The sequence below is a fragment of the Ideonella sp. genome (assembly GCF_041287625.1).
Lineage (GTDB): Bacteria > Pseudomonadota > Gammaproteobacteria > Burkholderiales > Burkholderiaceae_C > Ideonella.
Map to the genome: position 1 here is coordinate 1 of NZ_JBGGNH010000061.1, position 18,606 is coordinate 18,606.

At 67.3% G+C, this 18,606-nt stretch carries 15 protein-coding genes and 2 tRNA genes; 12 read left to right on the forward strand and 5 right to left on the reverse strand.

Annotation, left to right across the window (positions count from 1 at the left end; genetic code table 11):
- From rpoA to ACAH41_RS22555, 6 genes are all read left to right on the forward strand, one after another.
- Window positions 1-792, forward strand: a 792-nt coding sequence (rpoA, locus tag ACAH41_RS22530) for a DNA-directed RNA polymerase subunit alpha (protein WP_370538481.1), incomplete at its 5' end; no start/stop codon positions are given.
- Window positions 793-889: 97 nt separating this feature from the next.
- A complete protein-coding gene (gene rplQ / locus ACAH41_RS22535; protein WP_141285590.1) occupies window positions 890-1,282 on the forward strand; it encodes a 50S ribosomal protein L17 in 393 nt (130 codons plus the stop codon).
- A 192-nt stretch (window positions 1,283-1,474) separates the two neighbouring features.
- Window positions 1,475-3,454, forward strand: a complete 1,980-nt coding sequence (gene dsbD, locus ACAH41_RS22540; protein WP_325653316.1) for a protein-disulfide reductase DsbD — start codon at window positions 1,475-1,477, stop codon at window positions 3,452-3,454.
- 53 nt (window positions 3,455-3,507) lie between these two features.
- Window positions 3,508-4,518, forward strand: coding sequence for a glycosyl hydrolase 53 family protein (locus tag ACAH41_RS22545; RefSeq protein ID WP_325653318.1), 1,011 nt, complete (start codon window positions 3,508-3,510; stop codon window positions 4,516-4,518).
- Window positions 4,519-4,589: 71 nt separating this feature from the next.
- A tRNA-Met gene (locus ACAH41_RS22550) sits at window positions 4,590-4,666 on the forward strand.
- A gap of 107 nt (window positions 4,667-4,773) precedes the next feature.
- Window positions 4,774-4,850 (forward strand) — tRNA-Met (locus tag ACAH41_RS22555).
- A gap of 46 nt (window positions 4,851-4,896) precedes the next feature.
- Here the strand turns inward: ACAH41_RS22555 and ACAH41_RS22560 are convergent.
- Window positions 4,897-5,406, reverse strand: coding sequence for a MarR family winged helix-turn-helix transcriptional regulator (locus ACAH41_RS22560; protein WP_370538482.1), 510 nt, complete (start codon window positions 5,404-5,406; stop codon window positions 4,897-4,899).
- A gap of 38 nt (window positions 5,407-5,444) precedes the next feature.
- Here ACAH41_RS22560 and ACAH41_RS22565 point away from each other — a divergent pair, with 38 nt between their 5' ends.
- On the forward strand, window positions 5,445-6,191 hold the full coding sequence (locus tag ACAH41_RS22565) for a siderophore-interacting protein (protein ID WP_325653322.1): 747 nt from the start codon (window positions 5,445-5,447) through the stop codon (window positions 6,189-6,191).
- A 9-nt stretch (window positions 6,192-6,200) separates the two neighbouring features.
- Here ACAH41_RS22565 and ACAH41_RS22570 read toward each other — a convergent pair whose 3' ends face one another.
- Entirely contained in the window at window positions 6,201-8,432 is a 2,232-nt protein-coding gene (locus ACAH41_RS22570) for a cation-translocating P-type ATPase (protein ID WP_325653324.1), read from the reverse strand.
- A 127-nt stretch (window positions 8,433-8,559) separates the two neighbouring features.
- Here ACAH41_RS22570 and cadR point away from each other — a divergent pair, with 127 nt between their 5' ends.
- From cadR to ACAH41_RS22595, 5 genes are all read left to right on the forward strand, one after another.
- Window positions 8,560-9,096, forward strand: coding sequence for a Cd(II)/Pb(II)-responsive transcriptional regulator (cadR, locus tag ACAH41_RS22575; protein WP_325653325.1), 537 nt, complete (start codon window positions 8,560-8,562; stop codon window positions 9,094-9,096).
- Window positions 9,097-9,257: 161 nt separating this feature from the next.
- The gene (gene yajC, locus ACAH41_RS22580) at window positions 9,258-9,530 is read left to right on the forward strand and encodes a preprotein translocase subunit YajC (RefSeq protein WP_325653726.1); all 273 of its coding nucleotides are present in this window, start codon (window positions 9,258-9,260) and stop codon (window positions 9,528-9,530) included.
- Between the two features lie 113 nt (window positions 9,531-9,643).
- Window positions 9,644-11,542, forward strand: a complete 1,899-nt coding sequence (gene secD, locus ACAH41_RS22585) for a protein translocase subunit SecD (protein ID WP_325653327.1) — start codon at window positions 9,644-9,646, stop codon at window positions 11,540-11,542.
- A gap of 49 nt (window positions 11,543-11,591) precedes the next feature.
- On the forward strand, window positions 11,592-12,626 hold the full coding sequence (secF, locus tag ACAH41_RS22590) for a protein translocase subunit SecF (protein ID WP_325653329.1): 1,035 nt from the start codon (window positions 11,592-11,594) through the stop codon (window positions 12,624-12,626).
- A 32-nt stretch (window positions 12,627-12,658) separates the two neighbouring features.
- The gene (locus tag ACAH41_RS22595; RefSeq protein ID WP_325653331.1) at window positions 12,659-15,394 is read left to right on the forward strand and encodes a DUF1631 family protein; all 2,736 of its coding nucleotides are present in this window, start codon (window positions 12,659-12,661) and stop codon (window positions 15,392-15,394) included.
- 65 nt (window positions 15,395-15,459) lie between these two features.
- Here the strand turns inward: ACAH41_RS22595 and ACAH41_RS22600 are convergent, their stop codons facing one another.
- From ACAH41_RS22600 to ACAH41_RS22610, 3 genes are all read right to left on the reverse strand, one after another.
- Window positions 15,460-15,912, reverse strand: coding sequence for a DUF494 family protein (locus ACAH41_RS22600; RefSeq protein WP_141291160.1), 453 nt, complete (start codon window positions 15,910-15,912; stop codon window positions 15,460-15,462).
- Between the two features lie 89 nt (window positions 15,913-16,001).
- Complete coding sequence (dprA, locus tag ACAH41_RS22605; RefSeq protein ID WP_325653338.1) at window positions 16,002-17,216, reverse strand: DNA-processing protein DprA; 1,215 nt, start codon at window positions 17,214-17,216, stop codon at window positions 16,002-16,004.
- Window positions 17,217-17,281: 65 nt separating this feature from the next.
- Window positions 17,282-18,424, reverse strand: coding sequence for a LysM domain-containing protein (locus tag ACAH41_RS22610; protein WP_325653340.1), 1,143 nt, complete (start codon window positions 18,422-18,424; stop codon window positions 17,282-17,284).
- Window positions 18,425-18,606: the final 182 nt, after the last annotated feature.

An 18,606-nucleotide genomic window follows, 5' to 3' on the forward strand; every position in this document is an offset into this window, starting at 1 on the left:
TCGGCGATCGACGGCGTGCAGGAAGACGTCGTCCACATCATGCTGAACCTGAAGGGCGTGGTGTTCCGCCTGCACAACCGCGATGAAGTGACGCTCGTGCTGCGCAAGGAAGGCGAGGGCCCGGTCACGGCCGGCGACATCCAGACGCCGCACGACGTCGAGATCATCAACCCCGAGCACGAGATCGCCCACCTGTCGTCGGGCGGCAAGCTCGACATGCAGATCAAGGTCGAGAAGGGCCGCAGCTACGTCCCCGGCAACCTGCGCCGCTATGGCGACGAGCCGACCAAGTCGATCGGCCGCATCGTCCTCGACGCGTCGTTCTCGCCGGTCTCGCGCGTGAGCTACACGGTCGAGAGCGCCCGCGTCGAGCAGCGTACCGACCTGGACAAGCTGGTGATGGAGATCGTGACCAACGGTGCGATCAGCCCCGAGGAAGCGATCCGTGCGTCGGCGAAGATCCTGGTCGAGCAGCTGCTGGTGTTTGCACAGCTCGAAGGCGAAGTCAGCACGCTGACCGACATGCCGAGCCCGCGCAACACGCAGTTCGACCCGATCCTGCTGCGCCCGGTCGACGAGCTCGAGCTGACGGTGCGTTCGGCGAACTGCCTGAAGGCCGAGAACATCTACTACATCGGCGACCTGATCCAGCGCACCGAAACCGAGCTGCTGAAGACGCCGAACCTGGGCCGCAAGTCCTTGAACGAAATCAAGGAAGTGCTGGCTTCGCGCGGCCTCACCTTGGGTGCACGCCTGGAAAACTGGCCGCCCCAGGGCCTCGACAAGCGCTGACATTTTTGAAGAAATGGTGAGGTCATGACGGCCTCACCGGTGCCCCCGGCAGTACCTGATCCGGCTGCTGGCAATACTCTAGGAAAGGAAAAGCACCATGCGTCACCGTAACGGTCTCCGTAAACTCAACCGCACCAGCGAACACCGTGCAGCCATGCTACGCAACATGTGCGTCTCGCTGCTGGAACACGAAGCGATCAAGACCACCGTGCCCAAGGCCAAGGAACTGCGCCGCGTTGTCGAGCCGCTGATCACGCTGGCCAAGGAAGCCACCGTGGCCAATCGTCGCTTGGCCTTCGCCCGCCTGCGCGACCGTGACATCGTCACCAAGCTCTTCAATGAGCTGGGCCCGCGCTACCAGACCCGTCCAGGCGGCTACACCCGCATCCTGAAGATGGGCTTCCGTGTTGGCGACAACGCGCCGATGGCCTATGTCGAACTGGTCGATCGCCCCGACGCGCAAGCCGAAACGGCTGAAGCCGCGGCGTAAGCCATTCAACGACAGGCGGTTCACATCGCCCAGTCCTGAGAACAAGGGCCAGCATCTGCTGGCCTTTTTTCATGGCGCGGTCACAGGATGTACCTGCTTTTCGACTGTGCCGATCCCGCGCTGTGTCGCGGCGGGCGGATGCCACAAGCACCTGCGCGCACCTCACTTCGCCGAAGCCCTCACACTTCGACCATGACGTTGTCTTCGATGCTTTTGCCCTTCCGTGCCGCACGCGCCGCGCCGCGCTGGTTGAACCTGTCCATGCTGCCCTGGCTGGCACTGTGCTTCGCGCTGCTGCTGGTCAGCCTGATGCGCCCCGCCCACGCCGAACAGGAGTTCCTGGACCCGGCGCAGGCCTTTGTCGTCTCGGCGCAGGCAGCGGACGACCGCAGCGTCGGCCTGCTGTTCAAGGTCACCTCCGGCTACTACCTGTACCGGGAGCATTTCCAGTTCGAGGCTGACGGTGCCACGCTGGGCGAGGCCGATCTGCCCAAGGGCACGGTCAAGTTCGACCAAACCTTCCAGAAGAACGTCGAGACTTACCACGGTGACCTTTCGGTCAAGCTGCCGGTCAAGCAAGCCAGCGGCCCGTTCACGCTGCGCGTGGTCTACCAAGGTTGTGCCGAGGCCGGTCTCTGCTACCCGCCGCAAACCTTGACGCTGAAAGTCGCGCTGAAAGGCTTTGGTGGCGACGGCAGCGTGCAGGTCGTGCCGGATGTGGACGCCGTGCCGGATGCTGCCGGTGCCAACAGCTCCGCAGCACCTGACGCGAAGAAGGGCATCGACCTGCAGGCCGCGGCCACCGCCACGCCGGCAACGTCGTCGACTGCATCGCCCTCGCCGGCACCGGTCGCTGCGGCGCCGGTCAACGAGGGCAACCGCGTCCAGGCACTGCTGCAAGGCGGTTCGCTGTGGGCTGTGTGGGGTGCCTTCTGGCTGATGGGCTTGCTGCTCGCCTTCACGCCGTGCGTGCTGCCGATGCTGCCCATCCTGTCCTCCATCATTGCTGGCGGTGGCGCGACCTCACGAGCGCGCGGCTTTGGCCTGGCGCTGGCCTATTCGCTGGGCATGGCGATGATTTACACCGCGCTGGGCGTGGCGGCGGGGTTGGCCGGCGAGGGCCTGGCCGCGGCGCTGCAAAAGCCGTGGGTGCTGATGCTCTTCGGCCTGCTGCTGGCCGGTTTCTCACTGTCCATGTTCGACGTGTACGAACTGCGCCTGCCCAGCAGCCTCGCCGGCAAGCTGGACGGCGCGTCGCGCAGCCTGCCGGGCGGCAAACTGGTGGGCGTCTTCCTGATGGGCGGCCTGTCAGCACTGATCGTCAGCCCCTGTGTCACCGCACCGCTGGCTGGCACCTTGCTGTTCCTCAGCCAGACGCACGACGTGCTGCTCGCCGGCTCCGCGCTGTTCGCGCTGGCGGTCGGCATGAGCACGCCGCTGCTGATCCTCGGTGCCTCGGCTGGCGCCTGGTTGCCGCGTTCTGGCAACTGGATGAACGTGGTGAAGCATTTCTTCGGCCTGCTGCTGCTGGCGGTCGCGCTGTGGATCGTGCAACCGGTGCTGCCGCCCGCTCTCGCGCTGGTCGGCTGGGCCGCGCTGCTGTTGGTCACCGGCTTCATGCTGCGCCCATTCGACGCCAGCCCGCACAGCGCTGCGCCACGGGTTTGGCTGCAGCGTGCGGCCGGCGCTGCTGCGCTGGTTTATGGCGTGCTGCTGCTGATCGGCGCAGCCTCGGGTGGCCGCGATGCGTTGCAGCCACTGGCCCACATCGCGTCAGGGCGTGCGGCTGGTGCCGCCGAGCCGCCCGCCGAAGCAGGCTTGCCGTTCCAGCCGATTCGCAGCGTCGCCGAGCTCGATCAGGCGCTGAAGACCGCCGGCCGCCCTGTGATGCTGGACTTCTATGCCGACTGGTGCGTGTCCTGCAAGGAAATGGAGCGTTTCACCTTCAGCGACGCGGCGGTGCGCTCTCGCCTGGCTGGCGCCCTGCTGCTCAAGGCCGACGTGACGGCCAACAGCGCAGACGACAAGGCCTTGCTCAAGCGCTTCCAGCTGTTCGGCCCGCCCGGCACGATCTTTTTCGACCGCCAGGGACGCGAGCTTGCGCCCTCGCGCATCATCGGCTTCCAGGATGCACCGGCCTTCTTGAGGACCCTGACGGGCGCCGGACTCTGACATCTGTAGGCTGTGGCAGGCTATCGCCAGTGAAATCCAGGAAGAGGCTCCGCATGACGACTCGTAACCCTCTGAGCCGGCTTGGCCGGATCCTTGTAACGCTGTGTCTGCTGGCGCCCCTGATCGCGCAGGCGGTCGAGTTCGCCCGCGGTGCCGATATCAGCTCGGTCACTGAGCAAGAGGCGGCCGGTCGCGTTTTTCGAGACGTCCAAGGCAAACCCGAGGACCCGTTTGTGCTGCTCAAGGGCCTGGGCGTGAATGCTGTCCGCTTGAGGGTATGGGTCCAGCCCAAGACGCCATGGTGTGACCTGGAGGACACACTGCGCAAGGCGCGGCGCGCCCAGGGGCAGGGCCAGCGCGTGATGATCGATTTCCATTACAGCGACACCTGGGCCGGACTGCATCACCAGACGCCGCCGGCTGCGTGGTCCGACCACCGTTTGGCCGAACTGCGCCAAGATGTGGCTCAGCACACCCGGCGCGTGCTCACGGCGCTGAAGGAGCAGGGAATTCAGGTGCATTGGGTTCAGGTCGGCAACGAGATCAACGCCGGCATGCTCTGGCCTAAGGGTCAGGTGCAAGGCAAGCAGGCCGACTATGAGGAGCTGGCCAAATTGATCAACGCGGGCTACGACAGCGTCAAGGAGGTTTATCCGCAGGCTCAGGTGGTGGTGCACCTGGCCGGGGGAGGTCGGGCGGAGGTGTTGCGCGAGTTCCTCGACGGCGTGCAGTCTGCGGGTGGCCGCTGGGATGTGCTTGGGGTATCGCACTATCCTGATCCGGCGCGCTGGATGGGGGACAACCAGCAACTGCGGCGCAGCTTAGGCGAGGCTGTGCGTCGCTATGGCAAGCCGGTGATGGTGGTTGAGACAGGGATGAACTGGCAGCAGCCGGCTGTCTCGCAAGCGATGCTCAAGGACGTGATTCAGGACCTGCGTGCCCTTGGCGACAAGGGCGCCGGCATCTTCTATTGGGAACCCGCAACCTTCCCCGACTGGAGCAAGTACCAGCGCGGCGCGCTTGACACGCGTGGCAGGTTCACGTCCGCGTTGGAGGCGTACTGAGGCATCCCGTGTACTCATTTCCTCGCCGCTAGGCGGTACCGCCGAATTCATGACATAATGCTAGCTTCAGTCGCGGGGTGGAGCAGTCTGGTAGCTCGTTGGGCTCATAACCCAAAGGTCGCAGGTTCAAATCCTGCCCCCGCAACCAAAATTCCAGGATCTTGGTTCGCTGCGCGGCCCGCCTTCAGGGGGCACGCAGTGGAGCCAATCAAATCGACAGGCGCCGTACCAGGCGGTGCTTGTTTCCAGTTCAGTCGCGGGGTGGAGCAGCCTGGTAGCTCGTTGGGCTCATAACCCAAAGGTCGCAGGTTCAAATCCTGCCCCCGCAACCAAGAACCAAAGAAAAGGCCTGCACCGGGTTTCCGGCGCAGGCCTTTTTCATTCCGGCGCTTCGAGCTCGGCCTGCAGGTTGTCGCGCACGCGCCGCATCAAGCTCAGCAGCTGAGCCTGCTCGGCGGCCGACAGCCCGGTCACGGCCTGGCGGCCGATGGTGCGGCCTTGCGCGTCCAGACTTTCCATCAGCCCTTCGGCGGCTGGCGTCAGGCGCAGGTGCTGGTGACGGCGGTCCTGCGCATCGGCTTCGGCCGCCAGCAGGCCGCGGTCGCGCAGGCCCTTGATCATGCGGGCCAGCTGGGCCTTGTCGCGGCCACTGTGCTGCGCCAGGTCGCTCTGCGTGCTGCCAGGCCGGCGGCCAAAAAATCCCAGCACCTTGCTCTCCAGGTGGGTCAGCTCCGACAGGCCTTCGCTGTCGCGCAGCGCCTGGTACTGGGCCGAGCGCAGCTGGTGCATCACGGTGTGCACAAGCTCCATCAGCTCTTCGCCGCGGGCCTCTTTCGGGCTCGCGGTGCTCAAAGCCTTTTGGTTGACATTGTCAATTGATTTGCGCATGATGGATGACATTGTCAATCAATTCGAACAGCCTGACCATGAGCGCAGACCTTGCCGATCCGAATCCGTCCGCCAAGCGCGTGCAGCGTGTGCGGCATGACCTGAAATTCCGCGAGCTGGAGGTGGTGCGTGTTTCTGACATCACGCCGCACATGCGCGCCGTGGTGTTCAAGGGTCCGCTGGAAGACTTCAACAGCCCGGCCTTCGACGACCACATCAAGCTGTTTATCGCCCAGGCCAACGGCGAAGAAGCCCGGCGCGACTACACGCCTCGCTTCGACGCCGCACGCGGCGAGCTGACGCTGGAATTCGCGCTGCATGGCGACGGCCCGGCCGCCGCGTGGGCCGAGCAGGCCACCGTGGGCCAGCACGTGCGCATCGGCGGCCCACGCGGCTCCTTCCTGGTGCCGGTGGACTACGACTGGCATCTGCTGGTGGGCGACGAAACCGCGCTGCCGGCGATCTGCCGCCGCCTTGAAGAACTGCCAACCAGCACCCGCGTGACCGTGATCGGCCAAGTGCCCGAAGCCGACCGCCGGACGCTGGGCAGCGCAGCGCAGCTTGACGTGCGATGGGTGGACGATGCCGAGGCCTGTCTGGCTACCGTCCGCGCGTGGGCGCTGCCAGCCGGCGAAGGCTACGTGTGGGGCGGCGGTGAGGGTGGGCTGATGGCCGAGCTGCGCCGTGTGCTGGTCGAAGAAAAAGGCCACGACAAGCACGCGATCCGCGCCGCCGCCTACTGGCACGCCGGCCACGGCGCCGATGCGCCGCCGGCCGAGGCCTGAGGACGTCGTTCAGCGCCCGAAGCGCAGCAGCCGCAGCCCGTTGCCGACCACCAGCAGGCTGGCGCCCATGTCGGCGAACACCGCCATCCACATGGTCGCCTGGCCGGCCACTGCCAGTGCCAGGAACACCGCCTTGATGCCCAGTGCCAACGCGATGTTCTGCCACAGCACCGTGTGCGTGCGGCGTGACAGCCGCAGCATTTCCGGCACGCGCCGAAGGTCGTCGTTCATGATGACCACGTCGGCCGCCTCGATGGCCACGTCGGTGCCGGCGCCGCCCATCGCAAAGCCCAGGCTGGCGCGGGCCAGCGCCGGCGCGTCGTTGATGCCATCGCCGACCATTGCCACCGGGCCTTGAGCCTGCAAGGCCTCGATGGCCTTCAGCTTGTCCTCGGGCAGCAGCGGCGCACGCACGTCTTGAATGCCGACGCCGGCGGCAATCGCCTGCGCCGTGGCTGCGTTGTCGCCGCTCAGCATCACCGGCGTCACGCCCAGCGTCTTCAACTCGGCCACGGCTTCGGCCGCATGGGCTTTGACCGTGTCGGCCACCGCCAGCAGGGCGCGCACGGCCTGCGCGTCGGCCAGCAGCGTCACGCTGCGGCCGGCCTGTTCGTGGGCTTGCATCGCGGTCTCCACGGCCGGTGTCAGCAGGCCGGCCTCGCGCATCCAGCGCGCATTGCCGAGTTGCAGCGCCTGGCCGCCGATCATGCCTTGCACGCCGCACCCAGGCGCCGCGCTGAAGCCGTCCACTTCGGCCGTGCTGGCCTGCGGCAGGCCGGCGGCAATGGCGCGGGAGACCGGATGGTCCGAGCGTGCGGCCAGGCTGCGGGCCCAACCCAGCACCGCGGCTTCGTTGCCGCCAAACACCTGCTGCGCGACCAGCTTGGGCTCGCCCCGTGTCAGCGTGCCGGTCTTGTCCAGCGCGACGCTGCGCAGCAGCCGCGCCTGCTCGAGGTGCACGCCGCCCTTGATCAGGATGCCGCGGCGCGCGGCGGCGGCCAAGCCGCTGACGACGGTGACCGGCGTCGAGATCACCAGCGCGCATGGGCAGGCGATGACCAACAGCACCAGCGCCTTGTAGGCCGCCTGCAGCCAGGGTGTGTCCAGCAGCAGTGGCATGCCGAGCGCGACGGCTGCGGCAATGGCGAAGATGGCGGGCGTGTAGACCGCCGCGAGCCGGTCGACCAGGCGCTGGGTTGGCGCGCGCTGGCCCTGGGCGTGTTCGACCGCACGGATGATGCGCGCCAGCAGCGTGTCGCCCGCCGGCTGCGTGCTGCGGATTTCCAGCGCGCTGCCCTGGTTCACGGTGCCGGCGAACACCGTGTCGCCCGGTGCCTTGTCCACCGGCACGCTTTCGCCGGTGATGGCGGCCTGGTCCACCGCCCCCTGGCCACTGAGCACCACGCCGTCCAGCGGCAGGCGCTCGCCCGGCTTCACGCGCAACACCGCGCCAATGGCGACCTGGGCCAGCGCCTGGCGTTGCCAGCGGCCATCGGGCTGGCGCACCTCGGCTTCTTCGGGTGTGAGTGCCATCAGGCTCTGGATCGCGCCACGGGCACGATCCACCGCGCGCGCCTCGATCAGCTCGGCCAGTGCATACAGCGCCATCACCATCGCCGCTTCGGGCCAGGCGCCAATCGCAAACGCGCCCAGCACAGCGACCGTCATCAATGCGCTGATGTTCAGCTGCAGCCGGCGCCACGCGGCCAGGCCCTTGCGCAGCACGCTGAAGCCCGCCAGCGCGATGGCCAACGCGGCCAGTCCCATGCCCAGCGCCTGCATGATCGGCGTGGCGGGTGCGAGCAGGTCCAGCATTTCGGCGCCGGCGGCGATGACCAGCGCAGCGATCAGGCGGATGGTTTCGCGCCGCAAGCCCTGGCGGCCGGTATCGGCCGGCAACGGGGCGGACAGGGTTTCGGTGGCGAAGCCGGCCGCTTCGATGGCCGAGACCACGCCGGGCCAGGCCTCGGCCGGAACTGAGACTGCCAGCGCCCGCGCTGGCAGGTCGAACTTCAGCTGCTCGATGGCACCAAACGTGGACAGCGCCGCGCGGATCTGGTTTTCCTCGACGGGGCAGTCCATGTCCGGGATGCGCAGCAACAACTGGCCCGGCGCGGCGCTGGCTGCTTGCACAGGCGCGGCTTCGTGGGCGCAGCAGCCTCCGCAGGAAGCGGCGGGCGCTGGCGCGTGGCCGTGATGGTCGTGGTCGTGGTCGTGCGGCCGGACGGAGTGGGTGGACATGGCGGTTTCCAGAGCGTTGGCTGGATTGGAAATCCTGTAGCCACTCCAGAGTCAAGCCGCTGCGGCCAGCAGGGAGAAGCGGCCTGGCTGCCTAGAATCGCCGCACCCAGGCTTGGAGGTCACGAAGATGAAGATTGGCGTTCTGGCCGAGGCGGCTGCCACGCCGGTGGAGACCATCCGCTACTACGAGCGGCAGGGGTTGCTGCCGGCGCCAGCGCGCACCGAGGGCAATTTCCGGATCTACCTGCCGGAGCACCTCGCGCGGCTGCAGTTCATCCGCCACTGCCGCGGGCTGGACATGTCGCTGGACGAGGTGCGGCAGCTGCTGCGTTTCAAGGACGCGCCGGGCGGCGACTGCCATGACGTGAACCAACTGCTGGACGCGCACATCGGCCACGTCAGCCAGCGCATCCGCGAACTGCGCCTGCTGGAGAAACAGCTCAAGGCCTTGCGCGAGCAGTGCAGCGGCGCCTCGGCTGCGGCGCAGTGCGGCATCCTGACGGGGCTGGAATCGGCTGCGCGCGAAGCGGCGCCTGGGCAGGGCAACAAGGCTGGCGGGCACCTGCGAGCGGTGCATGGTGGACCGGCCCATGCAGGCCATGTCCACGAGCCAGTGCAGGCCACCCAGGCGGGCTTGAACTTGTCGTCAGGGCAAGGGTCCTAGCGGGTCCTACAATCGGCGGTTGCCGTGCGCTCCGGGTCTCCAAGCAAGACCCTGGTCGGTGCCGCGGGCTTTTTGCGTGGCCGCCTCGTGGCGACCACACTCTCCCACAAGGAATTCACGTGTCGATCTCTTCTGTTTCCCTTGCCCAGGCCGCTGGCGGCATGTCCGGTCTGGTCCAGTTCCTGCCGATGGTCGGCATCTTCGTGGTGATGTACTTCATCATGATCCGGCCGCAAATGAAGCGCCAGAAGGAGCTGAAGGCCATGATCGAAGCCCTGGCCAAGGGCGACGAAGTCATCATCGGCGGCGGACTGCTGGGCCGCATCACCAAGGTCTCGGAAAGCATTCTGTTTGTCGAGATCGCCAAGGACGTCGAAGTCCAGGTGCAGCGCCACACCGTGGTGCAGGTGCTGCCCAAGGGTTCGATGAAATAAGCTGCGCCGCTGGCGTTCGCCGTTTTCGTTTCTTTGCCTTCTGATCCCGGTCGGCCCGCCTTGGCGGGCCGTCGTCACATGGCGCGGGCTGTGCCCCAGCCCGCGAACTGCCCATGAATCGCTACCCTCTGTGGAAATACGTGCTGCTGGCGTTCGCGCTGGTCATCGGCCTGGTCTACACGCTGCCCAATCTGTTCGGCCAGTCGCCAGCGGTGCAGGTTTCCAGCGGCAAGGTCGTCGTCAAGGTCGACGCTTCGCTGGTTGGCCGGGTGCAGCAGGCGCTGGACGCCGCCGGGCTGAAGCCCGACTACGTGCAGCTGGAAGGCAATTCGGTGCGCGCGCGCCTGGCCGATACCGATGCCCAGCTCCGGGGCAAGGACGTGATCGGCAAGGCACTGAACGCTGATCCGAGCGACCCGTCGTACATCGTCGCGCTGAACCTGGTCTCGCGCTCGCCGCAATGGCTGGCCAGCCTGCATGCGCTGCCGATGAACCTGGGCCTGGACCTGCAAGGCGGTGTGCACTTCCTGATGCAGGTCGACATGAAGGCGGCGCTGACCAAGAAGGCCGAATCGCTGACAGGCGACATTCGCACGTTGCTGCGCGACAAGAACGTGCGCCATTCCGGCATCTCCCGCGACGGCAACACGGTCAGCGTCAACTTTCGGGACGAGGCCACCCGGACCGCCGCGCTGGGCCTGCTGAGCGACAGCCTGCCCGACGTGCAGTGGACGCCGCAGGCCGGCGGCGCCAATGGCGACCTGTCGCTCAGCGGCGCGCTCAAGCCCGCCGAGGCCATCAAGGTGCAGCAGGCCGCGCTCAAGCAGAACATCACCACGCTGCACAACCGGGTCAACGAACTGGGCGTGGCCGAGCCGGTGATCCAGCAGCAGGGGCTGGACCGGGTCGTCGTGCAACTGCCTGGCGTGCAGGACACCGCCAAGGCCAAGGACATCATCGGCCGCACCGCGACGCTGGAACTGCGCATGGTCGACGACAGCGCCGAAGCCGCTGCGGCGGCCACCGGCAGCGGGCCGGTGCCGTTTGGCACCGAGCGTTACGTCGAGCGTGGGGGTCGCCCGCTGATCGTCAAGCGCCAGGTCATCCTGACCGGCGACAACCTGGCCGATGCCCAGCCCGGCTTCGACGACCACCAGCAGCCGGCGGTGCACCTGAAGGTCGACGCCAAGGGCACGCGCATCATGCGCGACATCTCGCGCGACAACGTCGGCAAGCGCATGGCCATCCTGCTGTTCGAGAAGGGCAAGGGCGAGGTCATCACCGCGCCGGTGATCCGCGGCGAGCTGGGTGCCAGCTTCCAGATCTCGGGCAGCATGACGACCCAGGAAGCCACCGACACCGCGCTGCTGCTGCGCGCCGGCTCGCTGGCCGCGCCGATGGAAATCATCGAGGAACGCACCATCGGCCCCAGCCTGGGTGCCGACAACATCGCCAAGGGCTTCCACAGCCTGACCTACGGCTTCGCGGCGATTGCCGTGTTCATGTGCCTGTATTACCTGCTGTTCGGCGTGTTCTCCACGCTGGCGCTGGCCTTCAACCTGCTGATGCTGGTGGCGGTGCTGTCGATGATGCAGGCCACGCTGACGCTGCCCGGCATTGCCGCCATTGCGCTGGCGCTGGGCATGGCGATTGACGCCAACGTGCTGATCAACGAGCGCGTGCGAGAAGAGCTGCGCAACGGCAGCTCGCCGCAGGCGGCGATCCACGCGGGCTACGAGCGCGCGTTCGCCACCATCCTGGACTCCAACATCACCACGCTGATCGCCGGCGTGGCCTTGCTGGCCTTCGGCTCCGGCCCGGTGCGCGGCTTCGCGGTGGTTCACTGCCTGGGCATCGTGACCTCGATGTTCTCCGCGGTGATGTTCTCGCGTGGTCTGGTGAACCTCTGGTATGGCCGCCAGAAGAAGTTGAAGTCGGTGTCCATTGGCCAGGTCTGGCGCCCAGGCGGCACCCCGCCGGCGGCCGAGATCCAGCCGTCCGACGCCAGCTGACCCGCACCCGCGTCAGCCCTGCAAGCAACGTTTTCCCAGAGGTTCTGCCATGGAATTCTTCCGTATCCGGCGCGACATCCCGTTCATGCGGCATGCGCTGGTGTTCAACGCCATCTCGGCGCTGACCTTTGTCGCCGCCGTGTTCTTCCTGGTCACGCGCGGCCTGCACTTCTCCAACGAGTTCACCGGCGGCACGGTGCTGGAGGTGGCCTACACCCAGGCGGCCGACCTGGCCCGCACCCGCGAGGTGGTCGAGAAAATGGGCTTTGGCGAAGTCCAGGTGCAGAACTTCGGCACTTCGCATGACGTGATGATCCGCCTGCCGGTCAGCAAGACGACCAAGGCGGCCGACATGGCCAGCAATGTGTTCGTCGAGCTGTGCCGCGCGGAATCCGGCCAGGTGGTCGACCGCCAATACACCACGCCGCAAGGCGAGCAGGTGAGCCGCAAGGCTTGCGAGGTGGGCACCGCAGAGCCGCTGAAGCTGTCGCGCACCGAGTTCGTCGGCCCGTCCGTCGGCGAAGAGCTGGCCTGGGATGGCGGCAAGGCGCTGATCTTCGTGGTGCTGGGCATCATGGCCTACCTCGCGATCCGCTTCGAATGGAAGTTCGCGGTCGCGGCCATCATCGCCAACCTGCATGACGTGGTCATCATCCTGGGCTTCTTCGCCTTCTTCCAGTGGGAGTTCTCGCTCTCGGTGCTGGCGGCGGTGCTGGCGGTGCTGGGCTACTCGGTGAATGAATCGGTGGTGATTTTCGACCGGATCCGCGAGGCTTTCCGCAAGTACCGCAAGATGAGCACCCACGAAGTGATCGACCACGCCATCACCTCGACGATGAGCCGCACCATCATCACCCACGGTTGTACCGAAATGATGGTGCTGTCGATGCTGGTCTTCGGTGGCCCCACGCTGCATTTCTTCGCGATTGCGCTGACCATCGGCATTCTGTTTGGCATCTACTCGTCGGTGTTCGTCGCCGCGGCCATCGCGATGTGGCTGGGTGTCAAGCGCGAGGACCTGATCAAGTTCTCGGCGGCCAAGGAAGGTGATCCGAACGATCCGAACAGCGGGGCGGTGGTGTAGAGTGGAAAGCCCACTCGAACAGATACGGATTCATGCCTGACGCAGTTGCCGGCGCACCCACGATAGACCAGGCCCGGCATTTCTTTGCCGACCAGGTCTTGAAGGATTTGCAGCCGCTGCGTGAGGCCGCGATCACCGAGGCGCATGTGCTGCTGGACCAGACCGCCGAGCGCGCGGTGATGCAGCTGCGCCAGGACACGCTGCAGGACCTGATGCGCAATGGCAGCCAGTGGTTGCCGCTGGTTTCGAGCACGCTGCGCGCCAAGCTGTCACCGGAAGCGCCGCACACCACGCTGGCCGAATTCGCTGGCGCCTTTGCTGGCGGCGGCGGGTTGCAACTGGTCGACGACGCGACCATCCAGCGCAACATCCTGATCTCCCGGCTCACGCTGGCTGTGCTGGACCGCACGACCTGGGAATTTGCCGACCTGCGTGCACGCCTGACCGACCTTTCGGGCCAGAGCGACCTGGACGACGACGACTTGTTCCGCCCGCAAGTCGTGGCGCGCGGCATGCTGAAGGCCTGGCTGGAGGCCGGGCTGACGCTGGAGAGTTGGCGCATGCTGGAGAACGTGCTGCACAAAGCCTGTTCCGAGCACGTGGAAAAAGCCTTTCACGCGACCAACCAATGGCTGATCGAACGTGGCGTGCTGCCGCGGGTCGACCTGCGCCCCTTCATTCGCCGCTCCGACGGCACCAGCACCAGCCCGACGCCGCTTGACACCACCAGTGGTGCAGCGTCGACCACGGCCGGACCCAGCACCCTGTCCGGCAGTTCCGGCTGGAGCGAGCCGCAGCCACTGGGCCCGAACATCAGCCGGGTGATGCCGGCTTCGCTTTCGCAAGGCGGCGGCCAGCGCGGCCAGCAGCCCGCCGGCCAGCGTGTCCAGGGCGGGCAACAACAAGGCGGCACGGCGGCCCGCGGTGGCGCAGGCGGGCCTGGCCTGTCGATGCGGCCACAGGCCGCGGGCTATCGCACCGGCGTTGCCGGTGCGCCTGGCCAGGGCGGGCCCGGCGGCGAAATGGCCGGAGGACAGGGCGGGCAGGGCGGCTGGACCACCGGTCCGGGCGGCGCGACCACACCGGGTGTCGGCGGAGGCATGGCAAGCGGACCTGGCGGGCCAGGTGGCCCTGGTGGCGTGGGCAGCGGTGTTGTCGGCGGCGCCGGGGGTTACAGCACCGGTTACCACACGGGCGCCTCCACCGGCATGAGCGGCGGGCTGGACGACGAAACCCGCATGATGACCCGCCAGGCCGGCGGCGGCGCCTTGCAGCGCGCCGAAGCCGTGCTGGGCCAGTTCAGCGACATCCTTGAACGCCACCTGCCTGGGTTCCGCGACCAGGCGCCGGGCCGCGGCCCATCGCAGCAGCTGTCGCAGGCCATGGCCCAGGCGCAGATTCGCGTGGTGGCCCAGGTCGAGGCGCAGCAGGCGGCCGGCGGTGTGGGCCCCAGCGGCGAATTGCTGGCCTCGCCAGCGCAGCTGGTGGCCGAGTTGCGCGAGCGCCAGCAGACGCTCAAGCAGGCCGCGGCCACGCCGGAAGAGCGGGCCACGGTCGAGCTGGTGGCGCTGCTGTTCCAAAGCATCCTGACCGACGAGCGCATTCCGGCGCTGCTGCGCATCTGGTTTGCCCGGCTGCAGATGCCGGTGCTGCGGGTGGCGCTGGCCGAACCCGATTTCTTCTCCGGTGCCGACCACCCGGCGCGCCGACTGATCGACCGCTTGGGGGCCTGCGTGATGGGCTTCGAAGGCGATGCAGAAGTCATCGGCACGCCGCTGGAAGCCGAGATCCGCCGCGTGGTGCAGGTCGTCGAGGCCTTCCCCGACACCGGCAGGCGTGTGTTCCAGGCTGTGTTGAGCGAGTTCGAGAAATTCCTGGAGCGCTATTTCAGCGAGCGCAACGATGCGACCAAGGCCGGCGTGTCGCTGGCGCAGCAGATCGAGCAGCGCGAGACACTGGCGATCCAGTACACGATCGAGTTGCGCAAGATGCTCAACGAGTTGCCGGTGCAGGAAGGCGTGCGCGACTTCCTGTTCCACATCTGGGCCGACGTGCTGGCAACGATGGCCGTGCGCCACGGACCGCACAGCGGCGAGGTGAAGACGGTGCGCGACGCCGCGGCCGACCTGATGTGGGCGGCGGGCGCCAAGACCACGCGCGAGGAGCGCGCCGAGGTCATCCGGAGGCTGCCGCCGCTGCTCGGCGTGATCCGCCGTGGCATGAACGCCGCCGGACTGGACGCGCGCAAGCAGGAGGACGCCGTCAAGGCGCTGAACCTGGCGCTGACCGCGGCGTTCAGCGCCCGCGCCACGTCCGTCAGCCCGGAGCAGCTGGAGCACCTGAAGCAGCGACTGGCGACCATCGAGGAGCTGATGCCGGACGACGATGTCGAACTGGACGATTCCTGGGTGCTGGACGAGACCAACCATCGCAACGAGGGCCTGGAAATCGTCTCGGAGGGCGGTTCGATGCCGGGGCCGTCGATGCTGGCGGCCGCTGCGCAGCTGCAGCCTGGCAGCGCCTACACGCTGGAGCTTCGCGGCCGGCGCGAAACGGTTCGGCTGTCGTGGCAGGGCATGCACAAGCAGCTGTCGCTGTTTGTCGGCTCTCAAGGGCGTTGTGTGCTGTTCCAGAAGACACGGCTGGCAGCTTTCCTGCAGGCGGGCCTGCTGGTGCCGGTGCAGGACGAGTCGCTGACCATCTCGGCCACTCGTGACGCCTTGCGCAAGCTCAGCGCCGACCCGTCGCGCCTGATGGCCAACGTCTGACGCGCACGCGGCGCCAGTTCCCCCAGAAGCACAAAAGCCCGGGTGACCGGGCTTTTTGCAGGGGTTCAGTGGATCAGCCGGTCTTCCGGCGCGACGAAGAGTTCGTCGAGGATCAGCGCGTCGGGTTCTTCGCCCTGGCTCCAGAACACCATCAGCACGATGATCTTCAGGTCGTCCAGCGTCAGCGGACTGCCGACGGCGGTCGCCCGGTCGATCACGCGCTCACGCATGGGCGGCGGCAAAACCCCCGCCGACTCCAGAAAACTGATGAATCCCACCGATTCATCGCCCAGCAAGTCCAACTCGCGCGGCAGGTAGACCCGCAGGCTCTGCGGGCTTTGCGGCGCACTCTGAGTGCTGTCGGCAGTGGCGGCCAAGCCATCCAGCCAGCTCAGGGCTTCCTGGATCTCGTCGGACTCGAACCCGACAGCCGACAACTTTCGCGTCAACTGGTCGTGATCCGGGCAGGCATCGGGCCGCCAGTAGTTTTCGTACAGGTAGACCAGAACATCGAACATGAACTGACTATAACCGTTTGCGTTTGACACGCTGGCGCAAAGAAGCCAGCCTGTCAGCCGGGTGTTTGGCGCACTGCGCGGTGTGTGTTTCAGCCCGTCGTGCGGCGCTGTAGCAGCCCTCCGGGCAGGCGCACGACCAGGCCGTCCAGCTCCAGTTCGAGCAGCTTGGCCAGCAGGCGGTCGGCGGGCCAGCCTGTGCGGGCGACCAGTGCGTCCACCGTTGCTGCCTCGTGGCCCATGGCGGTCAGCAGCGGGTCTTCCTTGTCGGGACGCGGCGCTGGGGCCGGGGCTTTCGGCTCGGGGGCGGGCGTCTGCGGGTTCCAGGCGACGGCACCCGTGGTGCGCACCGGGTGCGCGCTGCCGCGGCGCGCGCGCGGCCGGCTGCCTTCGGGCGGCGGTGTCGGCGCGGCCCAGCCGAGCAGTTCCAGCAATTCCTGCGGCGACTCGATCAGCGCCGCGCCATCCTTGATCAGCTGATGGCAGCCGCGCGACTGGGCCGAGCCAATGGCACCGGGCAGCGCCATGACTTCGCGGCCGGCATCCAGCGCCAGCTTGGCGGTGATCAGCGAGCCGGAATGCAGCGTGGCCTCGACCACCAGCGTGCCCTGGGCCAGCCCGGCAATGATGCGGTTGCGGCGTGGGAAATTGGCCGGCAGCGAAGGCGTGCCCAGCGCAAACTCGCTGAGGATCAGGCCTTGTTCGGCAATCTTGCGCGCCAGCGCCAGGTGGCGGCGCGGGTACATCAGGTCCAGCCCGGTGCCGACCACTGCGATGGTGCCGCCCATGCCGTCCAGCGCGCCTTCGTGTGCAGCGCCATCAATGCCCAGCGCGAGGCCGGAGACCACGCAGATGCCGGCCTTGCTGGCGGTGTCGGCGAAGCGGCGCGCATGTTCCAGGCCATGCGGCGTGGCGTCCCGGCTGCCCACGATGGCCAGCGCCGGGTATTGCAGCCGGTTCAGGTCACCCACGGCATACAGCAGGGCGGGCGGATCGACGGTCTGCAGCAGCGGCGCGGGATAAGCCCTGTCGCCCAGCGTCAGCAAATGACGCTGGGCTGGCGCCTCGGCCAACCAGGCCAGCGTCCGGTCGACCAGCGCGAGCGTCTCGCCGTTGGGGGCGGACAAGGCCTGGGCGCATGCTGCGCCGGCCACTTCATGCCAGGCATTGCGGGGTGCAGCCAGCACGGCCTGCGGCGAGCCGAAGGCCGCCAGCAGCCGGCGAACCGACTCGCCGCCAGCGCCCGGCGTGTGCACCAGCAGCAGCCAGGCCCGGGCTTCAGCCTCGGGCAGCGTCGTGGTGCTCATGGGGGCGGAACCGGCGCTGAGGGCGAGCGCATCGCGGCAGGCCAGTGCGGCCTGCCGTGGCAGGCTCAGGGCTGGGTGAACTTGTCGCCAGCGTGCACGGGGTCCTGCACCTGAAGGATCAGCGCGTAGGACACGCGCTCGAAGACGCGGAACACGAACAGCAGGCCGTGGCGTTCGTCCGGCAGCACCAGCATCTGGCTCTTGTCCGTCGGGTCCGGGCGGCGGGTGCCGGCGCGCCACAGCGCCAGCACGTGACCGCGCTCGACGCCGTCACGCAGGCCGCGGTTCAGCGAAACGATCTGGTTCTGGCCGGCATTCAGGCCATCGCCGTAGACGCCGATGATGCGGCCCTTCAGGCCGTTGGACGGCGCATGCGGCGCAAACGGGCTGGTGTCCCGTGGGGGCAGCGGGGCCAGGCGGTCGCCGATGTTGGCCTCTTCACGCAGCGTGTTGATGCGGAACACCGACGGGGCGATCTCATTCGCGGCAGAGATCGCGCTTGTGTCCGGTTTGGCGATCAGCTCTGCGGTGCCGACGTGGCGGGCCTCGAAGCCCAGGATCTCGCCGGTTTCCGGATCGGCCAGCGGCCTGGGTTCGCGGAACAGTTGCCAGTTGCGGGCGGCATCCACGTCACCCTTGACGTAGGCGGTTTCGCCGCGCGAGAGCAGCACGCGGCCTTCCTGTGTGGCCACGATTTGCGGCGACAGTTCCAGCTGGTTGGTCTCGAAGACCACCGCGTCGTTCAGGAACGGGCCGATCAGGTGCATCGGCACCGAGGAGATCGCATCGGTGATCAGCGGCTCGGAACGCACACGTGGCGACAGCTTTTCCTCGTTGCCCACCGGGCGGCCCAGCGTCAGCCGCGCGCGGCCGTTGGACTTGTCGAGGAACAGCACCTGGCCTGGGTAGATCAGGTGCGGGTTGCGGATCTGCGCCATGTTCATGCCCCAGAGCTCGGGCCAGCGCCACGGGCTCTTCAGGAACAGCTTGGAGATGTCCCAGAGCGTGTCGCCCTTCTTGATGGTGTAGCTGTCAGGCGCATTGGGCACTAGCTCGGACAGCGGAACACCGGCCTGGGCCACCTGCTGCGCCGTGTTGCGCTGGCCTGGCGTGATGGGGTAGTCCACCGCAAAGGCGCCAGCGGCACTCAGTGAGCCGGCCAGGGCGAAGAACAAAGGGGGCAGGCAGTGGAATGACAGACGGCTCATGGATGGAGACTCCCGGACGATGAGCCGGAAATTTGTGACAGTGCAACAATTCCGGTTGACGGCGGCCGGGCGCTGGAGGCCTGCCGTCGCATGACCACCGGCGGGCAATGCTAGAAACTCCGGCAAATTCTGCCCCTAAACCCTTGATGCCGCAATGAAATCGGTTTAACGAAACAGGCTGA

What these genes read in the sequence shown, in the direction of transcription:
- ACAH41_RS22610 (WP_325653340.1), bottom strand. Translation starts at nt 18,424, where the DNA reads ATGAGCCGTCTGTCATTCCACTGCCTGCCCCCTTTGTTCTTCGCCCTG.
- secF (WP_325653329.1), top strand. Translation starts at nt 11,592, where the DNA reads ATGGAATTCTTCCGTATCCGGCGCGACATCCCGTTCATGCGGCATGCG.
- ACAH41_RS22600 (WP_141291160.1), bottom strand. Translation starts at nt 15,912, where the DNA reads ATGTTCGATGTTCTGGTCTACCTGTACGAAAACTACTGGCGGCCCGAT.
- secD (WP_325653327.1), top strand. Translation starts at nt 9,644, where the DNA reads ATGAATCGCTACCCTCTGTGGAAATACGTGCTGCTGGCGTTCGCGCTG.
- ACAH41_RS22560 (WP_370538482.1), bottom strand. Translation starts at nt 5,406, where the DNA reads ATGCGCAAATCAATTGACAATGTCAACCAAAAGGCTTTGAGCACCGCG.
- ACAH41_RS22545 (WP_325653318.1), top strand. Translation starts at nt 3,508, where the DNA reads ATGACGACTCGTAACCCTCTGAGCCGGCTTGGCCGGATCCTTGTAACG.
- dsbD (WP_325653316.1), top strand. Translation starts at nt 1,475, where the DNA reads ATGACGTTGTCTTCGATGCTTTTGCCCTTCCGTGCCGCACGCGCCGCG.
- cadR (WP_325653325.1), top strand. Translation starts at nt 8,560, where the DNA reads ATGAAGATTGGCGTTCTGGCCGAGGCGGCTGCCACGCCGGTGGAGACC.
- yajC (WP_325653726.1), top strand. Translation starts at nt 9,258, where the DNA reads ATGTCCGGTCTGGTCCAGTTCCTGCCGATGGTCGGCATCTTCGTGGTG.
- dprA (WP_325653338.1), bottom strand. Translation starts at nt 17,216, where the DNA reads ATGAGCACCACGACGCTGCCCGAGGCTGAAGCCCGGGCCTGGCTGCTG.
- rplQ (WP_141285590.1), top strand. Translation starts at nt 890, where the DNA reads ATGCGTCACCGTAACGGTCTCCGTAAACTCAACCGCACCAGCGAACAC.
- ACAH41_RS22565 (WP_325653322.1), top strand. Translation starts at nt 5,445, where the DNA reads ATGAGCGCAGACCTTGCCGATCCGAATCCGTCCGCCAAGCGCGTGCAG.
- ACAH41_RS22595 (WP_325653331.1), top strand. Translation starts at nt 12,659, where the DNA reads ATGCCTGACGCAGTTGCCGGCGCACCCACGATAGACCAGGCCCGGCAT.
- ACAH41_RS22570 (WP_325653324.1), bottom strand. Translation starts at nt 8,432, where the DNA reads ATGTCCACCCACTCCGTCCGGCCGCACGACCACGACCACGACCATCAC.